The sequence below is a fragment of the Gordonia aurantiaca genome (assembly GCF_039939235.1).
Taxonomy (GTDB): domain Bacteria; phylum Actinomycetota; class Actinomycetes; order Mycobacteriales; family Mycobacteriaceae; genus Gordonia.
On record NZ_JBDUUF010000001.1, the window covers coordinates 955,191 to 972,005 of the forward strand.

At 67.4% G+C, this 16,815-nt stretch carries 17 protein-coding genes and 1 tRNA gene; 10 read left to right on the forward strand and 8 right to left on the reverse strand.

Annotated elements, in window-relative coordinates; translation table 11 throughout:
• Nucleotides 1-33: 33 nt before the first annotated feature.
• Together ABFT43_RS04380 and ABFT43_RS04385 are read right to left on the reverse strand one after the other, a co-directional pair.
• Nucleotides 34-2,205, reverse strand: a complete 2,172-nt coding sequence (locus ABFT43_RS04380) for a glutamine synthetase III family protein (RefSeq protein WP_347959139.1) — start codon at nt 2,203-2,205, stop codon at nt 34-36.
• Nucleotides 2,206-2,356: 151 nt separating this feature from the next.
• Entirely contained in the window at nt 2,357-3,373 is a 1,017-nt protein-coding gene (locus tag ABFT43_RS04385) for a LysR family transcriptional regulator (protein WP_347959140.1), read from the reverse strand.
• A gap of 11 nt (nt 3,374-3,384) precedes the next feature.
• Here ABFT43_RS04385 and ABFT43_RS04390 point away from each other — a divergent pair, with 11 nt between their 5' ends.
• Together ABFT43_RS04390 and ABFT43_RS04395 are read left to right on the forward strand one after the other, a co-directional pair.
• The gene (locus tag ABFT43_RS04390) at nt 3,385-4,161 is read left to right on the forward strand and encodes an SDR family oxidoreductase (RefSeq protein ID WP_347959141.1); all 777 of its coding nucleotides are present in this window, start codon (nt 3,385-3,387) and stop codon (nt 4,159-4,161) included.
• Between the two features lie 26 nt (nt 4,162-4,187).
• Nucleotides 4,188-4,508, forward strand: coding sequence for a nuclear transport factor 2 family protein (locus ABFT43_RS04395; protein ID WP_347959274.1), 321 nt, complete (start codon nt 4,188-4,190; stop codon nt 4,506-4,508).
• A gap of 62 nt (nt 4,509-4,570) precedes the next feature.
• Here ABFT43_RS04395 and ABFT43_RS04400 read toward each other — a convergent pair whose 3' ends face one another.
• Nucleotides 4,571-5,956 (reverse strand): MFS transporter, encoded by a 1,386-nt coding sequence (locus ABFT43_RS04400; RefSeq protein ID WP_347959142.1) that lies wholly within the window; start codon nt 5,954-5,956, stop codon nt 4,571-4,573.
• A 147-nt stretch (nt 5,957-6,103) separates the two neighbouring features.
• On the opposite strand from ABFT43_RS04400, the gene ABFT43_RS04405 reads away from it, so the two are divergent.
• Nucleotides 6,104-6,547 (forward strand): SRPBCC family protein, encoded by a 444-nt coding sequence (locus tag ABFT43_RS04405; protein ID WP_347959143.1) that lies wholly within the window; start codon nt 6,104-6,106, stop codon nt 6,545-6,547.
• A gap of 81 nt (nt 6,548-6,628) precedes the next feature.
• Here ABFT43_RS04405 and ABFT43_RS04410 read toward each other — a convergent pair whose 3' ends face one another.
• On the reverse strand, nt 6,629-7,321 hold the full coding sequence (locus ABFT43_RS04410) for a TetR/AcrR family transcriptional regulator (RefSeq protein WP_347959144.1): 693 nt from the start codon (nt 7,319-7,321) through the stop codon (nt 6,629-6,631).
• Nucleotides 7,322-7,468: 147 nt separating this feature from the next.
• Here ABFT43_RS04410 and ABFT43_RS04415 point away from each other — a divergent pair, with 147 nt between their 5' ends.
• On the forward strand, nt 7,469-8,692 hold the full coding sequence (locus ABFT43_RS04415; protein WP_347959145.1) for an oxygenase MpaB family protein: 1,224 nt from the start codon (nt 7,469-7,471) through the stop codon (nt 8,690-8,692).
• A 9-nt stretch (nt 8,693-8,701) separates the two neighbouring features.
• Here the strand turns inward: ABFT43_RS04415 and ABFT43_RS04420 are convergent, their stop codons facing one another.
• Entirely contained in the window at nt 8,702-10,084 is a 1,383-nt protein-coding gene (locus ABFT43_RS04420) for an acyltransferase (protein ID WP_347959275.1), read from the reverse strand.
• A 377-nt stretch (nt 10,085-10,461) separates the two neighbouring features.
• Here ABFT43_RS04420 and ABFT43_RS04425 point away from each other — a divergent pair.
• Nucleotides 10,462-10,537: transfer RNA gene (locus ABFT43_RS04425), tRNA-Arg, on the forward strand.
• 51 nt (nt 10,538-10,588) lie between these two features.
• Here ABFT43_RS04425 and ABFT43_RS04430 read toward each other — a convergent pair.
• Nucleotides 10,589-11,551, reverse strand: a complete 963-nt coding sequence (locus tag ABFT43_RS04430; RefSeq protein WP_347959146.1) for a GlxA family transcriptional regulator — start codon at nt 11,549-11,551, stop codon at nt 10,589-10,591.
• 82 nt (nt 11,552-11,633) lie between these two features.
• Here ABFT43_RS04430 and ABFT43_RS04435 point away from each other — a divergent pair, with 82 nt between their 5' ends.
• Genes ABFT43_RS04435 through cobF form a run of 3 tightly spaced genes read left to right on the forward strand, consistent with a single transcriptional unit; the run spans nt 11,634 to nt 13,462 of the window.
• Entirely contained in the window at nt 11,634-11,849 is a 216-nt protein-coding gene (locus tag ABFT43_RS04435; RefSeq protein WP_347959147.1) for a hypothetical protein, read from the forward strand.
• A gap of 45 nt (nt 11,850-11,894) precedes the next feature.
• On the forward strand, nt 11,895-12,704 hold the full coding sequence (locus tag ABFT43_RS04440) for an SDR family oxidoreductase (protein ID WP_347959148.1): 810 nt from the start codon (nt 11,895-11,897) through the stop codon (nt 12,702-12,704).
• Between the two features lie 2 nt (nt 12,705-12,706).
• A complete protein-coding gene (gene cobF / locus ABFT43_RS04445) occupies nt 12,707-13,462 on the forward strand; it encodes a precorrin-6A synthase (deacetylating) (RefSeq protein ID WP_347959149.1) in 756 nt (251 codons plus the stop codon).
• A 76-nt stretch (nt 13,463-13,538) separates the two neighbouring features.
• Here cobF and ABFT43_RS04450 read toward each other — a convergent pair whose 3' ends face one another.
• Together ABFT43_RS04450 and ABFT43_RS04455 are read right to left on the reverse strand one after the other, a co-directional pair.
• Nucleotides 13,539-14,288 carry an ABC transporter permease gene (locus ABFT43_RS04450; RefSeq protein ID WP_347959150.1) on the reverse strand — a complete coding sequence of 250 codons (750 nt, stop codon included), beginning with the start codon at nt 14,286-14,288 and terminating at the stop codon, nt 13,539-13,541.
• A 10-nt stretch (nt 14,289-14,298) separates the two neighbouring features.
• Nucleotides 14,299-15,039 carry a 3'(2'),5'-bisphosphate nucleotidase CysQ gene (locus tag ABFT43_RS04455; protein WP_347959151.1) on the reverse strand — a complete coding sequence of 247 codons (741 nt, stop codon included), beginning with the start codon at nt 15,037-15,039 and terminating at the stop codon, nt 14,299-14,301.
• A gap of 25 nt (nt 15,040-15,064) precedes the next feature.
• Here ABFT43_RS04455 and ABFT43_RS04460 point away from each other — a divergent pair, with 25 nt between their 5' ends.
• On the forward strand, nt 15,065-15,955 hold the full coding sequence (locus tag ABFT43_RS04460) for a DNA-formamidopyrimidine glycosylase family protein (RefSeq protein ID WP_347959152.1): 891 nt from the start codon (nt 15,065-15,067) through the stop codon (nt 15,953-15,955).
• 40 nt (nt 15,956-15,995) lie between these two features.
• Nucleotides 15,996-16,739, forward strand: coding sequence for an SDR family oxidoreductase (locus ABFT43_RS04465; RefSeq protein ID WP_347959153.1), 744 nt, complete (start codon nt 15,996-15,998; stop codon nt 16,737-16,739).
• The last annotated feature ends 76 nt before the right edge of the window (nt 16,740-16,815 follow it).

A 16,815-nucleotide genomic window follows, 5' to 3' on the forward strand; every position in this document is an offset into this window, starting at 1 on the left:
CGGCCTTCAGACGCGGCAGTGGGAGACGCAGATCTACAGAATCGTCAGCATCTCGTTGTACGTCGGCAACGGCCACAGGTCGTCGGCGACGATGCCCTCGAGCGTGTCGGCGACCTCGCGTACGGTGGCCATCGCCGGGATGAGCACGTCGCGCGCGTACTTCGACTCCTCGTACGTGCTCTCGCCGGGCATCTCGGCGATGCCCTCGTCCAGGGTGGCGATCGCGGTCTGGAACTCGGCGATGAGCGCGGTGAGTTCCTCGAGCAGCGGCGTCGGGGCCTCGATCCCGGCCATCTTGAGTGACGCCGCGGTGCCGGCGAGTTCACCCTGGTACCGGATCGCGGCGGGCATGATGAGCGTCCTGGCGATCTCCGAGGTCTCCTTCGCCTCGACGAGCAGCGTCAGCGCGTAGTACTCGAGGATGACGTCCTCGCGCGCCTCGAGTTCCCGCTTCGACAGCACGCCGTACTTCTCGAAGATCTCCACGACCTCCGGCGCGGTGTACTCGACGACGGCGTCGACGGTGGTGCGCAGGTTCTTCAGGCCACGGGCGGCGGCCTCCTCCTGCCATTCGTCGGAGTAGCCGTTGCCGTTGAAGATCACCGCGCCGTGATCGACGACGATCTCCTGCAACACCTTCTGTACGGCGTCGTTCAGGCCGATTCCCTGGTCGAGCAGCGATTCGAGTTCGGTGGAGATGAAGTCGAGCGAGTCGGCCAGGATGGTGTTGATCGCGACCATCGGATCGGAGATCGACTGGTTGGAGCCGGGTGCACGGTACTCGAATCGGTTGCCGGTGAACGCGAACGGGCTGGTGCGGTTGCGGTCACCCGGGTCGGCCTTCAACGGCGGTAGGGTGTCGACGCCGAGCTCGAGGACGCCGGCGGTCTTCGATCCGGTCGCGCCGCCCTTGGCGATCTGCTCGAACACGTCCATCAGCTGATCGCCGAGGAAGATCGAGATGATCGCGGGCGGGGCCTCGTTGGCACCCAGACGGTGATCGTTCGACGCCGACGCAACCGCGGCGCGCAGCAGGCCGCCGTAGTCGTGGACGGCACGGATGATGGCGCCGCAGAAGGTCAGGAACTGCATGTTCTCGTGCGGCGTGTCACCGGGATTCAGCAGATTGCCCTGGTTGGAGTTGCCGAGCGAGAAGTTCACGTGCTTGCCCGACCCGTTCACACCCGAGAACGGCTTCTCGTGCAGCAGGCACTTCATGCCGTACCGTTCGGCGACGTTCTTCATCGTCGTCATCATCAGTTGCTGGTGATCGTGCGCGAGCACCGAACGCTCGAAGACCGGGGCGATCTCGAACTGGCCGGGAGCGACCTCGTTGTGGCGGGTCTTGGCCGGGATGCCCTGCTTGAACAGCTCGCGGTCGAGTTCGATCATGAACGACAGCACGCGATCCGGGATGGCGCCGAAATAGTGGTCGTCGAACTCCTGGCCCTTCGACGGCGGGGCGCCGAACAGTGTGCGGTTCGCGGTCATCAGATCCGGGCGGGCGTAGAAGAAGTGCTCGTCGATCAGGAAGTACTCCTGCTCGGCGCCGGCGTACGACACGACGGTGTCGACGTTCTCGTGACCGAACAGCTTGAGCAGGCGCATGGCCTGCTTGCTCATCGCCTGCTGGCTGCGCAGCAGCGGCGTCTTCTTGTCGAGGGCCTCGCCGGTCCAGGAGATGAAGATGGTGGGGATGCACAGCGTGTTGCCGTTGGGGTTCTCCAGGATGTAGGCGGGACTCGTGACGTCCCAGCCGGTGTAACCGCGGGCCTCGAAGGTGCCGCGCAGGCCGCCGTTGGGGAAGCTCGACGCATCGGGCTCGCCCTGCAAGAGGGTCTTGCCCGCGAACTCGGCCATCGACGTACCGGTCGAGTCGGGTTCGAGGAACGAGTCGTGCTTCTCGGCGGTGAGCCCGGTGAGCGGATAGAAGACGTGCGCGTAGTGGGTGGCGCCCTTCTCGATCGCCCAGTCCTTCATCGCGACAGCGACGTAGTCGGCGAGCGTCGGGTCGAGCGGGCAGCCGGTGTCGATGGTCGCCGAGACCGCCTTGAAGACATGCCCGGGGAGCCGCTTCCTCATCTCGGACAGACCGAAGACATTGCGGCCGAACGTATCTGCCAGAGGCTCGGTGAAGCCGGGGGCCGACACCTCATAAGACGTCACGGCCTCGATGGCCTGACGGCGGGACATGCTGCCACTCATGGTTACTCCTGGTGATTCTCGTCGACCTCCGGTGCAGGCTGGCGCGACGACGACGCTGGATGCCGCGGTTGCGAGCGTCTCGACGCTATGAGCTGGGTGTATGCGCCCCATTGCCCCTGTGTGACGTGGAGGAAAACTACGGTCTCGCGCGCTATGCGGGGCCGGCTCCCGGCCGCGTCCCGGAGCCCCTGGCCGAGCCCGAGTCCGGTCGGCCGCGCACGATCGCGTCTCGAACCGGTGAGTGGGTGTATGGCAACCACAGCGCTTGCACCGGGGCCAGTGGCGGATCGTCGAACGAGACGACGCGAACCGACCCACCGTGCAGGTCACCCGGAGGGTCGGTGACGAACGCGCAGGCTTCGGGGAATCGCGCAACTGCCGTGGCAGGCGGTGTGCCCTGGACCGGATTCACGATCAGAGTTGGTTCGAAACCTCCACGGCGGCAGAAGGATACGAGAAAGTCTGTGTAGAAGGACCGTCGCTCGGGTGCCCACACGACAATGGGCGTATCGATGAGGTCGAGGACCGAGATGGAATTGCGGTGCGCTAGGGGATGGTCGGCGACGACCGCGATTCTCAACTCGTGGTAGGCGAACACGGCCGAGACGAGATTCGCCGACGACTCGACGCCGCGACGGAGCGCGACGTCGATCTCGTTGGCGAACAACAGGTCACGGAGCTGACCAGGGAAGACCTGCCGCACTGTGATCGGCTGATGCGGCATCAGATCGATCGCGGGCGTGATGAGACGGTAGACCTCGTCGCCGGAGATGGCGGGCGAGTGCCCCACGACGAAGGGCGTGCTTTCGCCTTTCGCCGTCTCACGCACCCGGGTGAGCAGCGCGTGATTGCCCGCGAGTAGTGACTTGGCGCCGGAAAAGAGCGCGTTGCCGGCATCGGTCAGGTGGAGTTTGCGGCGGCGCCGGTCGAAGAGCGGAACGCCGACGTCGCGCTCGAGCTGGCGTATCGACGCGGACAAGGCCTGTTGTGTGAGGAACAGTCGAGCCGCGGCCGCGGACAAGGTGTCCGATTCGACCGCCACCACGAACTGATGGAGACGGCGGGTGTCGAGGAGTTCGGTCTCAGGAAGGGGCATGCATGTCCTCATACAAGTTGTGTTTGTGATAGCACCATAAAACATCGATTGATCTTTGTGTTTTGCCCGCAAAGACTGGGTGCATGACCACACAGGAGAAATCAGCAGGGATCACCCGGTTCGACGGGAAGGGTGCGCTCGTGGCCGGCGGCGCGAAGAACCTGGGGAGGCTGGTTGCGCTCGATCTCGCGCGCCGGGGAGCCGATGTGCTGATCCATTACAACAGTGACGCGACGAAGGCTGCTGCCGACGACACCGTCGCCGAGATCCGGGCCATGGGTGGGCAGGCCGCCGCCCACCAGGCAGATCTCACGACTGCATCTGCGGTCACCGATCTCTTCGACGCCGCAACCGCTGCGTTCGGTCGTCTCGACATCGCGGTCAACACCGTGGGCAAGGTCCTCCGCAAGCCGATCCTCGAGACGACCGAGGCGGACTACGACCTGATGTTCGACGTCAATGCGAAGGCCGCGTACTTCTTCATCAAGGAGGCAGGCGCGCATCTCGAGCGGGGTGGCAAGGTGATCACCATCGTGACGAGCCTGCTCGCCGCGTACACGGACGGTTACTCCACCTACGCGGGTGGCAAGAGTCCGGTCGAACACTTCAACCGCGCGGCGTCGAAGGAATTCGCCGACCGCGGAATATCGGTCAATGCGATCGGCCCCGGTCCGATGGACACGCCGTTCTTCTATCCACAGGAAACCCCCGAGCGTGTCGAGTTCCACAAGTCGCAGGCCATGGGCGGACAGTTGACCAAGATCGAGGACATCGCACCGATCGTCACGTTCCTGTGCACCGAGGGTTGGTGGATCACAGGTCAGACCCTGTTCGCCAACGGCGGCTACACCACACGCTGATTCCATTGCGACGCAAGGAGATGAAGATGGTCGATGTTCCTACACCTGTGCAGCGACTGCTCGATGCCGTCAACAGCGGTGACACGGATGCCTTTCTGGATGCGTTCGCCGTCAACGGTCGTGTTGACGACTGGGGCCGAGTGTTCCGTGGTCGTGACGAGATCCGGCGCTGGAGCGATGCGGAGCTGATCGGTAAGCGCGCGACGCTTGCGCCGCTCGGCGCGGTCGGTGATTCCGAATCGGTCACCCTGACCGCGACCGTGGGCGGCGACGGCTTCAACGGTCCCTCCACATTCACCTTCGCCATCGAGGGCGATCTGGTGACGGGCATGACCATCCGCGAATGAGTCCGCGTCCTACCGCAACAAGGCCTCCTCGTTGCGGTAGGACGCGCGGATTCACCGATGTCTCAGTCCGCGGACGGTCCGGCGGGCCGTACCGACCGCATCGCGATCCCCACGCCGATCACGGCGAGTCCGGCAAACCCGAAACACAGCAACCGGGTCGACGACACCGGATCGGAGCCGAGACTGACGAGCAGGCCGGCGGCCGCCGAGCCGACGGTGTTGGCGACCATCTGCACCGAGTTGACCCCGGCCGATGCGCGCGCGGCCTCGTCCTGGTCATTGGTGATGCCCATCGCGGACGTCGCGACGTGCGGGAAGGCCATGCCGATGCCCATGCCGGCGAGGAGCAGCAAGGCGTACCAGCCGAAGACCGCGACCGGGCCGTCGAGCGGCTGCACCAGGCCGTATCCGGCGAGTCCGGCCGCCAGGAACGCCGGTCCGGCGATGCGTGCCGCAGCCGCCGCACGACCGTGCGCCCAGGTGCTGCTGGCGATCTGCGCGATGGTCCACCCGGACGAGAGCGCCGCGGGCAGGAGTCCCGCGGTGAATGGCGTGAGTCCGCCGACCTGCTGGCCGAACAGCGGGAGGAACGCCTCGGTGGTGGACCCGATCGCCAACACCGCGATGGACAGGTAGATCCACTTGAGCGGATTCCCCGCGGTGTAGGTGAGGCGGGGGAGGAGCCCCGTGCCGCCGCGGCGGTCGACGGCGACGAAACCCGCCAGCGCGAGGATCGCCACCACGCCCAGCGAGACGATGGCCGTTGTCGAACCCGACACCGACGCCACCGACACCGCTGCCGCGACCACGGTCACCGCCGTGAGCGACGCCCACGGCAGCGGATGCCGGTCGCCGGACCCGCGACCCCGGGGCAGTGCCCGGGCCGCCAGGACGGCGATCGCCGCGGTGAGCGCACTGAGGAACCAGAACGACCCGCGCCACAGGCCCAGTTCGGCGAACAGGCCGCCGAGCGGCGGGCCCACCAGGTTGCCGACACCCCACATCGCCGAGATCACCGCGATCGCGCGCCCCCAGATCCGTTGCGGCAGCGCGATCTGCACGACCGCGAACGCCAGTCCGGTGAGCAGGCCACCGCCGAGGCCCTGCACCAGGCGGCCGACCAGGAGGACCGGCATCGTCGGGGAGAGCGCGCAGATCACCGATCCGGCGGTGAACGCGCTGAAGCCGATCAGGTACGCGCCGCGGGCGCCGAACTGGGCCAGTGAGCGCGTGACCAGCATCGACGCGACGACCGACGCGATGAGGAAGACGGTGACGACCCACGCGTAGAACTCCTCACCGCCGATGTCGGCAACCGTGCTCGGCAACGACGCGGAGGTCAGGAAGGTGTTGATCGCGAAGACGAGGATGCCGCCGGCGAACACGGAAACCGCTGCCCGGTGCTCTCGGGCGAGTAGTTCGGACCATCCGCCCGTTGACGTCGACATCGTCTGAAGGAATATCCGACCTGTCGCCCGGGTGGCAAATCGCGGTCGTGTCGGGCACCGACGATGCCGTGGCGAGGACATAGTCTCGTAATCCTCGGACACCGACCCGTAGGAGACGGGTCATGGCACTGCAGGACGGGGAGCAGCGTGGGAGTGGTACGCCACCAGGTGAAGGTCGATGCGCCGCGGGAGCGCGTCTTCGAGTACGTCGACGGCTATCAGAACGTGCCCGAATACCTCTTCGGGGTGAAGCGGTTCAGCCCGACCACCGATCGCACAAAGGGCCTCGGGTCGGTCTTCGAGGTGGCGATCGACGTCGGCCCGAAGACGCTGAAGAGTGTCGTCGAGTGCACGCAGTACATCGAGAACGAACTCATCGAACTCAAGGCCGTAAAGGGTTTCCGCGCGAACACCACGTGGCGGTTCGGCGACACCGGCGACGGTGGGACCGATCTGCAGGTGGAGTTCGACTACACGCTGCCGGGCGGTATCGCGGGCAAGCTCCTGGGCGGACTCGTCGAACCATTTGCCGCCCAGGCCATCAAACACACCGAGGCGACCATCGCCACGAAGGTCGCGCAGAACGACTGAGCAGCCGCGCCGGGCGAGGTTCGACACCCGACCGGCGAGGACTCACAGGACACCGCGCCGAGTCCCTCGACTCGGGACGCGTCAGCGCGGCGGTTCGAGCATCGGAACGAGGAAGCGTCGTGCGATGTCGGCGAGCTGGGCGTCGTCGGTGATGTCGACGACCCGGCTGGGGACGGTCAGGAATGATGCCGAGATGCGCACCATCATCTCCGCCACCAGCTCGACGTCGAGGTCCGAGGCGATGTTGCCGGCCGACTGTTCCCTGCGGAGCTGGGCCGCGACGAACTGCTGCACCACCGACAGCAGCAGGCCGTCGTCACCGATCATCGACTCGATCAGCATGCTCGACTCGGTGTGTGCCATCCCGCTGATGAGCGGGTTGCCCGCGATGGCCCGCAGCGACCCGACGAACCCGACGACCACCCGGTCGGCCACCGTCTTCGCCTTGGGGATGTCCGCGCGGAACCGGTCGAAGTAGCGGCGGAACTCGCGGAGCACCACCTCGTCGACGAGTGCGTCCTTGGTCGCGAACTTCCGGTACAGCGTCACCCGGGTGACGCCGGCCTGCTTGGCGACCTTCTCCATCGGGGTCCGCTGGATGCCCAGTCGGCAGAAGAGGTCGTAGGCGGCGTCGAGGAGACGTTCGGCGGTCGGGTCGTTCTCCGTGGTGGAGGGGTTGACCGACCCCAGGAACGCCCGGTGGATCACCGAACTCGACGACGACCCGAGCGGCATGCGCGACGGATCGGGGAGGTCGGCTGCTTGCGACGGCATTCGGCGTTTTCCCCTCTTCTGCGATCTCCCCCGGATTCCGCGACCCAAATCCGGGAAATTCCGTGTGCTTTGAGTCACACGATGGTACAGAGGATACAACGTTACGAAGTTTGTCACATTGATACATCAAGAGATGGGACGGGGACCATGGAAGCACTCAACAGACGGAAGCTGCTGAAGGCGGGCGGGGTGGTCGGCGCCGCCGGTGCGGTGGCCGCGGTCGCCCCGTCGACGCCGTGGACGTGGTCGCCGGCGAACTCGCTGCCGGGTCGCGGCACGGGCGCCGATCCGAGGCAGGTCTGGGACGACGAGGCCGATCCGGTGATCGCGAAGGTCATCGAGAGCGGGCAGGCGCCGAAGGTGAACCGGCTGCTGCGCACCTGGCACAAGAACTCGCAGCAGCTGCCCGCGGGCCTGCCGAAGGAGTTGCGGGATTTCATGGAACACGCACGGCGACTGCCGTCGTGGACCGACTGGTCGAAGCTGGACGCCGCGGTGAAATTTAATCAGAAGCGCGGTACCTACCTGGGCGTCATCTACGGCTTCGCCAGCGGCATGATGAGCACGCTCATCCCGCGGGAGGCGCGGTCGGTCTACTACTCGAAGGGCGGCTGGGATCTCAAGGACCGCATCACCAAGACCGCAAAGCTCGGCTACGACATCGGTTCGCTGAACGCCTATCAACCCGGCGGCGAGATGATCGTGACCTGTCTGAAGACCCGGATGGCGCATGCGGGTGTGCGGTACCTGCTGCCGCAGTTGCCGTACTGGAAGCACGCCGCCGACGAACCGGTGCCGATCAGTCAGGCCGACATCATGGTCACCTGGCACAGTCTGCCGACCACCGTCATGCGGAACTTCCGGACCTGGAAGGTGCCGGTCGCGCCCGACGAGTCGGAGGGATTCCTGCACTCGTGGCAGGTCACCGCCCACATGCTCGGTGTGCGCGACGAGTACATCCCGAACTCCTGGACGACCGCGGAGTCGCAGGCCAAGCAGGTGCTCGACCCGATCCTGCAGCCCACCCCGGAGGGGCGGAAGCTCGCCGACATGCTGCTCGACCTCGGCATGAACCTCGATCTGAGCCTGTTGTCGCGCGGTGTGCTCGGTGCGCTGACCCGGTTCGTGCTCGGGGATCAGGCGGCCGACTGGCTCCAGATCCCGCGCGAACCCGTGTGGAGTCCGCTCCTGGAGACCGCGTGGACGCCGTACGTACTGGTGCGTGAAGGGCTGCTCGACCTCGGTATGCCGCGCGAGGCGTACTGGGCGATCGACGAGTTCCTGCGACAGTTCGTGCTCTGGTACATGTCCGAGCTGCGGATGCCGATCAACATCGAGATCCCGGTGATGAACAACCCGAAATACAGGTGAGACAAGCGGTTACGCGTTCTCGGTCGACTTCTCGTCCGCGCCGGCCCGGTCCTGATCCGTCGTGTCCTCGAGCTTGGTGCTCTCGGAATTCATGCTCTCCGACTTCGCGCCCTGTGCCTTCTTCTTGGGTCGCAGGGGGATGCGGGGCCGGGCGACGAGGTACTTGCTGAACGGCAGCCGCAGCAGGATGTCGACGAACAGCAGCGACCCCGCGAGCACGACGACGATGAGCACGATGGACCGGACCACGGCCGAATGCGGGAACCACTCGAACAGGCCGCTGAGGAATCCGACGCGGCCGAGGACGTCGAGGACGAGCGGGTGTACGGCGAACACACCGAACGCGCGCAGCGTCGCCTTCGACACGAGTTCCGCCGCGGCCGGACGCCCCGACGCGCGCCGGTCGTCCCAGATGAGGCCGATGAGCCACAGCAGTACGAAACCGCCGATGTACCAGGGCAGGCTGGCCGGGTTCCAGGCGGTGTTGGCCTTCCACGGCACGTTGCCCGGCGAGGTCGCCAGCAGGTAGGCGGCCGCCGTGAACGCGGCGCAGCCGGCGGCGACGAGGAAAACGGTCGCCATGTGCTCGCGCAACCACCTGTCCACGACCTGCTGATGCTGCGCGGCGAGCACACCCATCGCGATGAAGAGCGCGTACATCGGGAGCGTCTTCCACAGGTGCTCGTAGGTGACGTCCCAGAAGCGGCCCTGCGGGCGCGGCAGATACTGGTAGATCGCGAACATCGTGATCTGGATCAGCGCGCCGATCGACAGCAGCGTCCATGGACGGTTGCGGCCGCGTTCGAAGATCCATGAGATCAACGGGAAGAACAGGTAGATCTGCATCGAGATCAGCAGGAAGTACAACTGATACTTGCCCTCGCCGACCAACAGATCGTGGGCGATGTCGGACAACCATTCACCCGCCGACGGGAAGCTCCGGTCGCGGATGACGAAGTAGTCCGTGATGGAGTAGATCAGCGTCCACGCCAGATACGGCCAGATCACCAGGCCGAAACGCCTGCGCCAGAACTGCAGCGGCGACATGTGGCGTCCTTGGGTGCTCAGCACCAGGACGTAGAGGGTCACCGCGACGAAGCCGTAGCGGGTCAGGTGGCAGAAGGTGCCGACCAGGTTCGCGCCGCGCACGTCGTCGGGGCCGCCGTTGATGGCGTTGACGCTGTGGGCCACGACCACGAAGGTGAACAGCACCACGCGGACGAAGTCGGCGGTGTAGGCGCGGGAACGCGTCTTCGGGGGTGGGGTCTTCTCGGTCCGGGTCTTCTCGGTTTGGGTCTTCGACGACGGGGCGGCCTCCGACGAGGTGGTCGTCACCTCCGACGAGGCGTCGGAATCGTCGTCGGCGGTGCGCGCCGAGCCTGCTGCGTGCACCAAGAAAGAACCCCTCCCCGGTTGATCAAAATGTTACCGATACGAAGTGTACGGACCGATCCTGGCATCGGCCTCATCGCCGGGGGTCGCACAGGGGCCACGGACACCGTCGGAATTGCCCGGTTACGTGCTGGTGCCGACTGTAGCCGAAGATCGGCGACCCGGCCGCGTGAGGCAGGTCTGCGCTGGTCACATGTCATCCGGGTGCTGTTCTCCGGCGCCCGGGTCGGGAGCGCAGCGGGGCTTGGTCGACCGGGCGCCCGCTGTGGAGGTGACGAGACTCATTTCACGTCCGTGATGTGCGGGAGTGGCGGGTGGGTGCGCCTGAGGCCTGTGATCCTGCCGTAGACTCTCCGGTGCCCCCACAGGGGCGCGATGCCTTCGTAGCTCAGGGGATAGAGCAACCCTCTCCTAAAGGGTAGGTCGTAGGTTCGAATCCTACCGAGGGCACCAATATGCGCTGACCTGCGATTTCATCGGGGTCGCAGCAGGCGCGACCGGCGGTCACGAGTTCGATGGCGCCTTGGCGAACCGGTGTCGATACACCAGCGGCGACACCCCCACCGATGCAGCGAAGTGGTGCCGCAGGAGCGTCGCCGACGCGAATCCGACCAGCCGTGCCACCTCCTCCACCGGCACGTCGGTCGATTCGAGGAGGTTCTTCGCGGCCAGCACCCGCTGTTCGGTCAGCCAGCGTCGCGGCGAGACCCCGACCTCGTCGACGAACCTCCGCGCGAACGTCCGGGTCGACATGTGCATGCGGACGGCCATGTCGTCGACGGTGATGTCGCGGTCCAGATGTTCGAGGAGCCAGGCCAGGAGGGCCCCGAAACCCTCGTCGGAACAGGTCGGCATCGGCATGTCGACGAACTGGCGCTGGCCGCCGTCGCGGTGCGGCGGCACCACCATCCGGCGCGCGATCTTGTTGGCGACGCCGGGGCCCCAGGCCTCGCGGACCAGGTGCAACGACGCGTCGATGCCGGCTGCGGTGCCGGCACTGGTGGTGACCGGGCCGTCGTCGACGAAGAGGACGTCGGTGTCGACCTTCGCCGCGGGGAACCGGCGGGCGAGCTCGTCGCCGTACCGCCAGTGGGTGGTGCAGCGACGTCCGTCGAGGAGTCCGGCGGCGCCCGCGACGAACGCTCCGGAGCACACGGTCAGTACGCGACCGCCGTTGTCGACGACGGCGCACACGGTCTCGAGGATCTCCTCGGGGTGGTCGCCGTCGGTCTTGCCGCCCGGGATGGCGACGAGATCGACGTCGCGGCACTCGGCGAGGGTGTGGGACACCTGGACCGAGATGCCGCGGCCGACGGGCAACGGTTGCGACGGATCAGGCGCCGCGACGCGGAAGTCGAACTCCGGGACACCGTCGTCGGAACGGTCCACCCCGAACACCTCGTAGACCACGCCGAACTCGAAGAGCGCAACGCTGTCGTGGAGAAGGACGCCGACGGATTTCAGCATTCAGCCAGTATGGCAGAAGATTTGCGCACATTGACGTTCATGCCACTGTTGGCAAAATTCCTGCGGGCGGAAAATTACTGCCATGATCATCGCAGCCCTCGTCCTCGCCGCCGCCGTCCTCGTAGCCGTGATCGGACTCGTCGTCCTGACCCGTCGGACCCCGCCGGGCCGCCGCACGCCTCTCCAGCGCCTCGTCGACTGGTGGACGCGCGATCCCCGGCTGCCCTACGGTCCCGACACCGACCGTGTCGCAGCGGAATTGAGCATCCTCACCCGTCGCTACGACCGACTCGTCTGACGCAGGTCCGGTGTGCCCGCCGAGGGCTGCGCTACGGTAGCGGGCGTGAGCTCACAGACCGTTCTCGTCACCGGCGCGACCAGCGGCATCGGCGCCGAGGTCGCCCGTCAGTTCGTCGCCCGCGGGCACCGCGTCTTCGGCACCACCCGCAACCCCGACACCGTGCGCGACCCGATCCCGGGCGTCACCTATGTCCGCCTCGACAACGCCGACTACGACTCGGCCATCGCGTGTGCCGAGACCGTCGGGGCCGTCGACATCCTCGTCAACAACGCCGGCGAGTCGCAGGCCGGCGCCCTCGAGGACACGTCGATGCAGGCGATCGAGGATCTGTTCCGCGTCAACGTCTTCGGGCCGATCGCCCTCACGAAGGCGGTGCTGCCCGGGATGCGGGAGCGGCGTCGCGGAACCGTCGTCATGGTCGGGTCGATGCTGTCGAGCTTCCCGGTCGCGTTCCGTTCCAACTACGCGGCCACCAAGTCGGCGCTGAAGGCCTTCGCCCTCGCGACCCGGCGTGAGGTGGCGCCGTACGGGATCCGCATGATCGCGGTCGAGCCGGGGACCATCGCGACCGGTATCGGCGACCGGCGCAGCATCCACATCGGCGAGAACTCGCCCTACCGTGCCGAGTACGAGACCCTGGCCGCGGCGACGCGTCGCAACGAGGACGCCGGCATCAGTGCCGAGTCGATGGCCCGACAGATCGTCGACGCCGCGCTCGCCGACCACCCGAAACCCTTCTATGCCCGGGGCAACAACGCCCCGCTGGTCTTCCTGCTGCGTCGCCTCGCGCCGCGTCAGCTCGTCCTGGACATGACCGCGCGCAAGCACGGCCTGCCGAAGGTGAAGATCTGACCGTGCGGATCACGTTGCGGGTCATCGGGATCGGCCCCGGAGGCCCGCGCCAGATCACCCTTCAGGCCGTCGACGCGATGGCCGACGTCGACGCCTTCCTCGTGCTGGAGAAGGGGGCGGCCAAGAGCGGTCTGCTGCAGGCCCGTCGTGAGATCCTCGACGCCCATGCGCGGCAGGGATATTCGCTCGTCGAGATTCCCGACCCGCCCCGTGACCGCGATCCCGTCGACTACGACGCCGAGGTCCGGCGCTGGCACGCGGCACGCGCGGATCTGATCGCCCGCGCATTGCGTGACGAGGTCGGTGACGGCGGGGTGGCCGCGTTCCTCGTGTGGGGCGACCCGGCGCTCTACGACAGCACGCTGCGCATCGTCGACGACCTCGCCGCGCGCACCGACCTCGACCTCGATGTCGAGGTGATCCCGGGCGTGACCAGCGCCAGCGCGCTGACCGCCGCACACGGCATCGTCGCCAACCGAGTCGGTGAACCGATCCACATCACCACCGGCCGGCGCCTCGCCGACACCCCGCCCGGTGCGGACCTCAACCAGATCGTCATGCTCGACGCCGATCTGAGCTTCCGGCGCACCGCCGATCCCGACGACCACATCTGGTGGGGTGCCTACGTCGGCACCGACGACGAGATCCTGATCAGCGGCCGCGTCGGTGACGTGACCGATCAGATCGTGAGGGCGCGTGCCGAGGCGCGCGAGCGGATCGGGTGGATCATGGACATCTACCTGCTCCGCAAGGGGTGATGGGAGGGCCCTCGATCTGCTGGTCGAACAAGCGTGGGCCCCAACAGAACTCGCATGCGACGCCGGTCCGTGGTTCTCACATCAGGTCCCGTGCCACCAACTCCACCGTCACCAGTGCTGCGATCGAGCTCACCGCAAGCAGGCCGATCAGCACGAACAGCTGCATGGCTGCCGCGGCCCACACGGACGCGCCGCCGAGGACCATGCCGACGAAGGCGCCGGGGATCGTCACCAGCCCGACCGCGCGGGTCTGATCGAGACCGGGGATGAGTGACGTCGCCGCGGCGGTCGCGCAGATCTCCAGTCGCGCGTCGCGGGGGAGCAGCCCCAACGACAGCGCGGCCTCGACCTCGCCTGCGCGGGTGGTCAGTTCATCGTGCGCCCGGCGCCCCGTCAGCGAGGTGGTGACCATGGCGTTGCCGAGCAGGATGCCGGCCGTCGGGATCACGGCGATCCCGCGGTCGGGGAGCACGCCCACGAGCACCAGTACCACGACCAGGATCAGCGTCGGTACCGCGACCGGTCCCGCACACCAGCCGATCGCCCGCACGTCGGGAAACACCTGCCGTATACGCCTGGCCGACGTGAACGCGGCCGCCGTCGCCATCACGAGCACGAACAGTGCCGACGCCCACAGATACTCGATGACCACCGCCAAGACGCCGGCCAACGCGGCCAGTTGGACGACGGCGCGCACCGACGCCACCAGGGTGTCGGTCGCGAGGCCGCTACGCCGGTTGACCAGTACGGCGACGACGGCGAGCAACACGATCGCGACCGCGAGGGCCGGACCGATGTTGACGACGGCGTCGCCGACTCCGTTCACACGGGCCAGTTCACCAGATCTGCTGCAGGGCCGCGAGCATGTCGTCGCGGATCTCGCTGCGGCAGATCACGAAGTCGGGCATGTAAGGGTGGCGGTTGTTGTAGACGATCTCCGAACCGTCGAGGCGACTGCAATGCAGGCCCGCGGCCAGCGCCACTCCCACCGGCGCGGCGTTGTCCCATTCGTACTGGCCGCCGGCGTGCACGTACGCATCGGCGTCGCCCCGGACGACGGCCATCGCCTTCGCTCCGGCCGAACCCACCGGCACCATCTGCAGACCGAGGCGGTTGGCCACGAAACTCGTCTCGTACGAGCCGCCCCAGCGAGAGGTCACCAGGCGCCGGGTCAGCGGACCGTCGGTCTTGGCGACGGTGTCGGCGCGGAACAACTCGCCGGTGGCGGGCAGCGACACCGCCGCCTCGATGACGGCGCCGTTCTCGGTCAGCGCGACGTGCACTGCCCAGTCGTCGGTGCCGTTCGCGAATTCCCTTGTGCCGTCCAGCGGGTCGATGATCCACACGCGCTGGGCGCTGGCGCGGTCGCCGACATCGGCGGCCTCCTCGGACAACACGGCGTCGCGGGGTCGGTGTGCGCGCAGCACGGTGGAGATCCACGCCTGCGCGAGCGCATCGCCGACGTCGCCGAGCAGACCGCCGCCGAGCAGGTCGCCGGACCGGATCCCGAGCAGGATCTCCCCGGCTCCCTGAGCGATCCGCGCGGCCAGTTCGGCGTCGGAAAGACGGGAACTCATCCTCTTACTAGAGCACACTGGAGGCATGCCCGAGCTCCCCGAGGTCGCCGCCATCGCCGACTATGTCGACGGTCGAGCGGCCGGACTCCCGATCCGGCGCGTCGATGTCGCATCCCTCTCGGTCCTGAAGACCGCCGACCCGCCGTACACCGCCCTGGCCGACCGGATCGTCGAATCCGTCAGCCGGATCGGGAAGTACCTGGTCATCAGCACCATCCCGGGTTCGGATGCCGCCGCGTCCGAACCGATGATCGCGATGGTCGTCCACCTCTCGCGTGCCGGCTGGCTGCGCTGGAGCGAGGACCTCTCACCCAAACCGCTGCGGCCCGGCGGCAGGTCGCCGATCGCGTTGCGGGTGCACTGCGGACTGCCCGGCGAGGGTTTCGACGTCACCGAGGCCGGCACCCAGAAGCGTCTGGCGGTGTGGCTGGTCCGCGACCCCTCCGAGGTCGATCGGATCGCGGGACTCGGCCCCGACGCCCTCGAGTTGACCGAGGAGCGCCTCGCCGAGATCCTGGCCTCGACGACCGGCCGCATCAAGAACGTGCTCACCGACCAGCGCGTGATCGCCGGCATCGGCAATGCCTACTCCGACGAGATCCTGCACACCGCACGGCTGTCGCCGTTCGCGTCGTCGAAAACCCTGAAGCCCGAACAGGTGAGCGCCCTCTATGACGCGATGCGGACCGTGCTCACCGACGCCACCGGTCGCCTCGAGGGCCAGGAGGTGGCGCGGCTGAAGTCCGAGAAGCGGACCGGGCTGCGCGTCCACGCGCGCACCGGCCTACCGTGCCCGGTGTGCGGTGACACCATCCGGGAGGTCTCGTTCGCCGACCGGTCGTTCCAGTACTGCCCGACCTGCCAGACGGGCGGAAAGGTGCTCGCCGACCGCCGCATGTCGCGGCTCCTCAAGTAGCGGCTTCCGGCGCAACTTACCGCCCGGTAGCCTGGGCGGCGTGACCCCACGGCAGAAGATCCTCATCACCGGTGCGAGTTCGGGACTCGGCGAGGGCATGGCACGTCGATTCGCGGCACAGGGGCGTGCCCTTGGCCTGGCGGCGCGCCGTCTCGAGAGGCTCGAGGCGCTCGCCGGCGAGCTCCGGCCGTCGGCCGCGCACGTGGCGGTGACCCCGCTCGACGTCACCGACCTCGACGCGGTGCCGCTCGCGTTCCACAAGCTCGCCGACGAGCTCGGCGGGCTGGACCGCGTCATCGTCAACGCAGGCCTCGGCAAGGGCGCCCCGCTGGGCACCGGCAAGGCCGCAGCCAACATCGAGACCGTCCAGACCAACCTCGTCGGCGCCCTCGCACAGGCCGAGGCCGCCCTCGAGATCTTCCGCGAACAGAACGCCGGGCACCTCGTGCTGATCAGTTCGATCTCCGGCGTCCGCGGGCTGCCGAAGGCGCAGGCCGCGTACTCGGCGTCGAAGGCCGGACTCACCGCGCTCGGGCAGGGGCTGCAGGCGGAATTCGCCGGCTCGCCCATCAAGGTGTCGGTGATCGCACCCGGCTACATCGACACCGACATCAACCGCGGCGTCGAGACCAAGCTCAAGGTCGACACCGACAAGGGCGTCGATGCCCTGGTGAAGGCGATCGAGGCGGAGAAGAACTGGGCGCCGGTCCCGCCGTGGCCGTGGACCCCCATCGCCGCGGCGTTGAGGTACCTTCCGCTGTCGCTGAGCCGCCGCCTGGTCTGATCCGAAGCCCGGCACGAGGGGTTTCATCCGCCCGAAGGACGTTTCGGTCGCAGCACGCCGACAACGGCTAGCGTGA

Bases quoted from the DNA above. Each gene is read 5' to 3' on its own strand.
- ABFT43_RS04380 (WP_347959139.1), bottom strand. From the start codon at position 2,205: ATGAGTGGCAGCATGTCCCGCCGTCAGGCCATCGAGGCCGTGACGTCT.
- ABFT43_RS04390 (WP_347959141.1), top strand. From the start codon at position 3,385: ATGACCACACAGGAGAAATCAGCAGGGATCACCCGGTTCGACGGGAAG.
- ABFT43_RS04395 (WP_347959274.1), top strand. From the start codon at position 4,188: ATGGTCGATGTTCCTACACCTGTGCAGCGACTGCTCGATGCCGTCAAC.
- ABFT43_RS04400 (WP_347959142.1), bottom strand. From the start codon at position 5,956: ATGTCGACGTCAACGGGCGGATGGTCCGAACTACTCGCCCGAGAGCAC.
- ABFT43_RS04410 (WP_347959144.1), bottom strand. From the start codon at position 7,321: ATGCCGTCGCAAGCAGCCGACCTCCCCGATCCGTCGCGCATGCCGCTC.
- ABFT43_RS04415 (WP_347959145.1), top strand. From the start codon at position 7,469: ATGGAAGCACTCAACAGACGGAAGCTGCTGAAGGCGGGCGGGGTGGTC.
- ABFT43_RS04430 (WP_347959146.1), bottom strand. From the start codon at position 11,551: ATGCTGAAATCCGTCGGCGTCCTTCTCCACGACAGCGTTGCGCTCTTC.
- ABFT43_RS04435 (WP_347959147.1), top strand. From the start codon at position 11,634: ATGATCATCGCAGCCCTCGTCCTCGCCGCCGCCGTCCTCGTAGCCGTG.
- ABFT43_RS04455 (WP_347959151.1), bottom strand. From the start codon at position 15,039: ATGAGTTCCCGTCTTTCCGACGCCGAACTGGCCGCGCGGATCGCTCAG.
- ABFT43_RS04460 (WP_347959152.1), top strand. From the start codon at position 15,065: ATGCCCGAGCTCCCCGAGGTCGCCGCCATCGCCGACTATGTCGACGGT.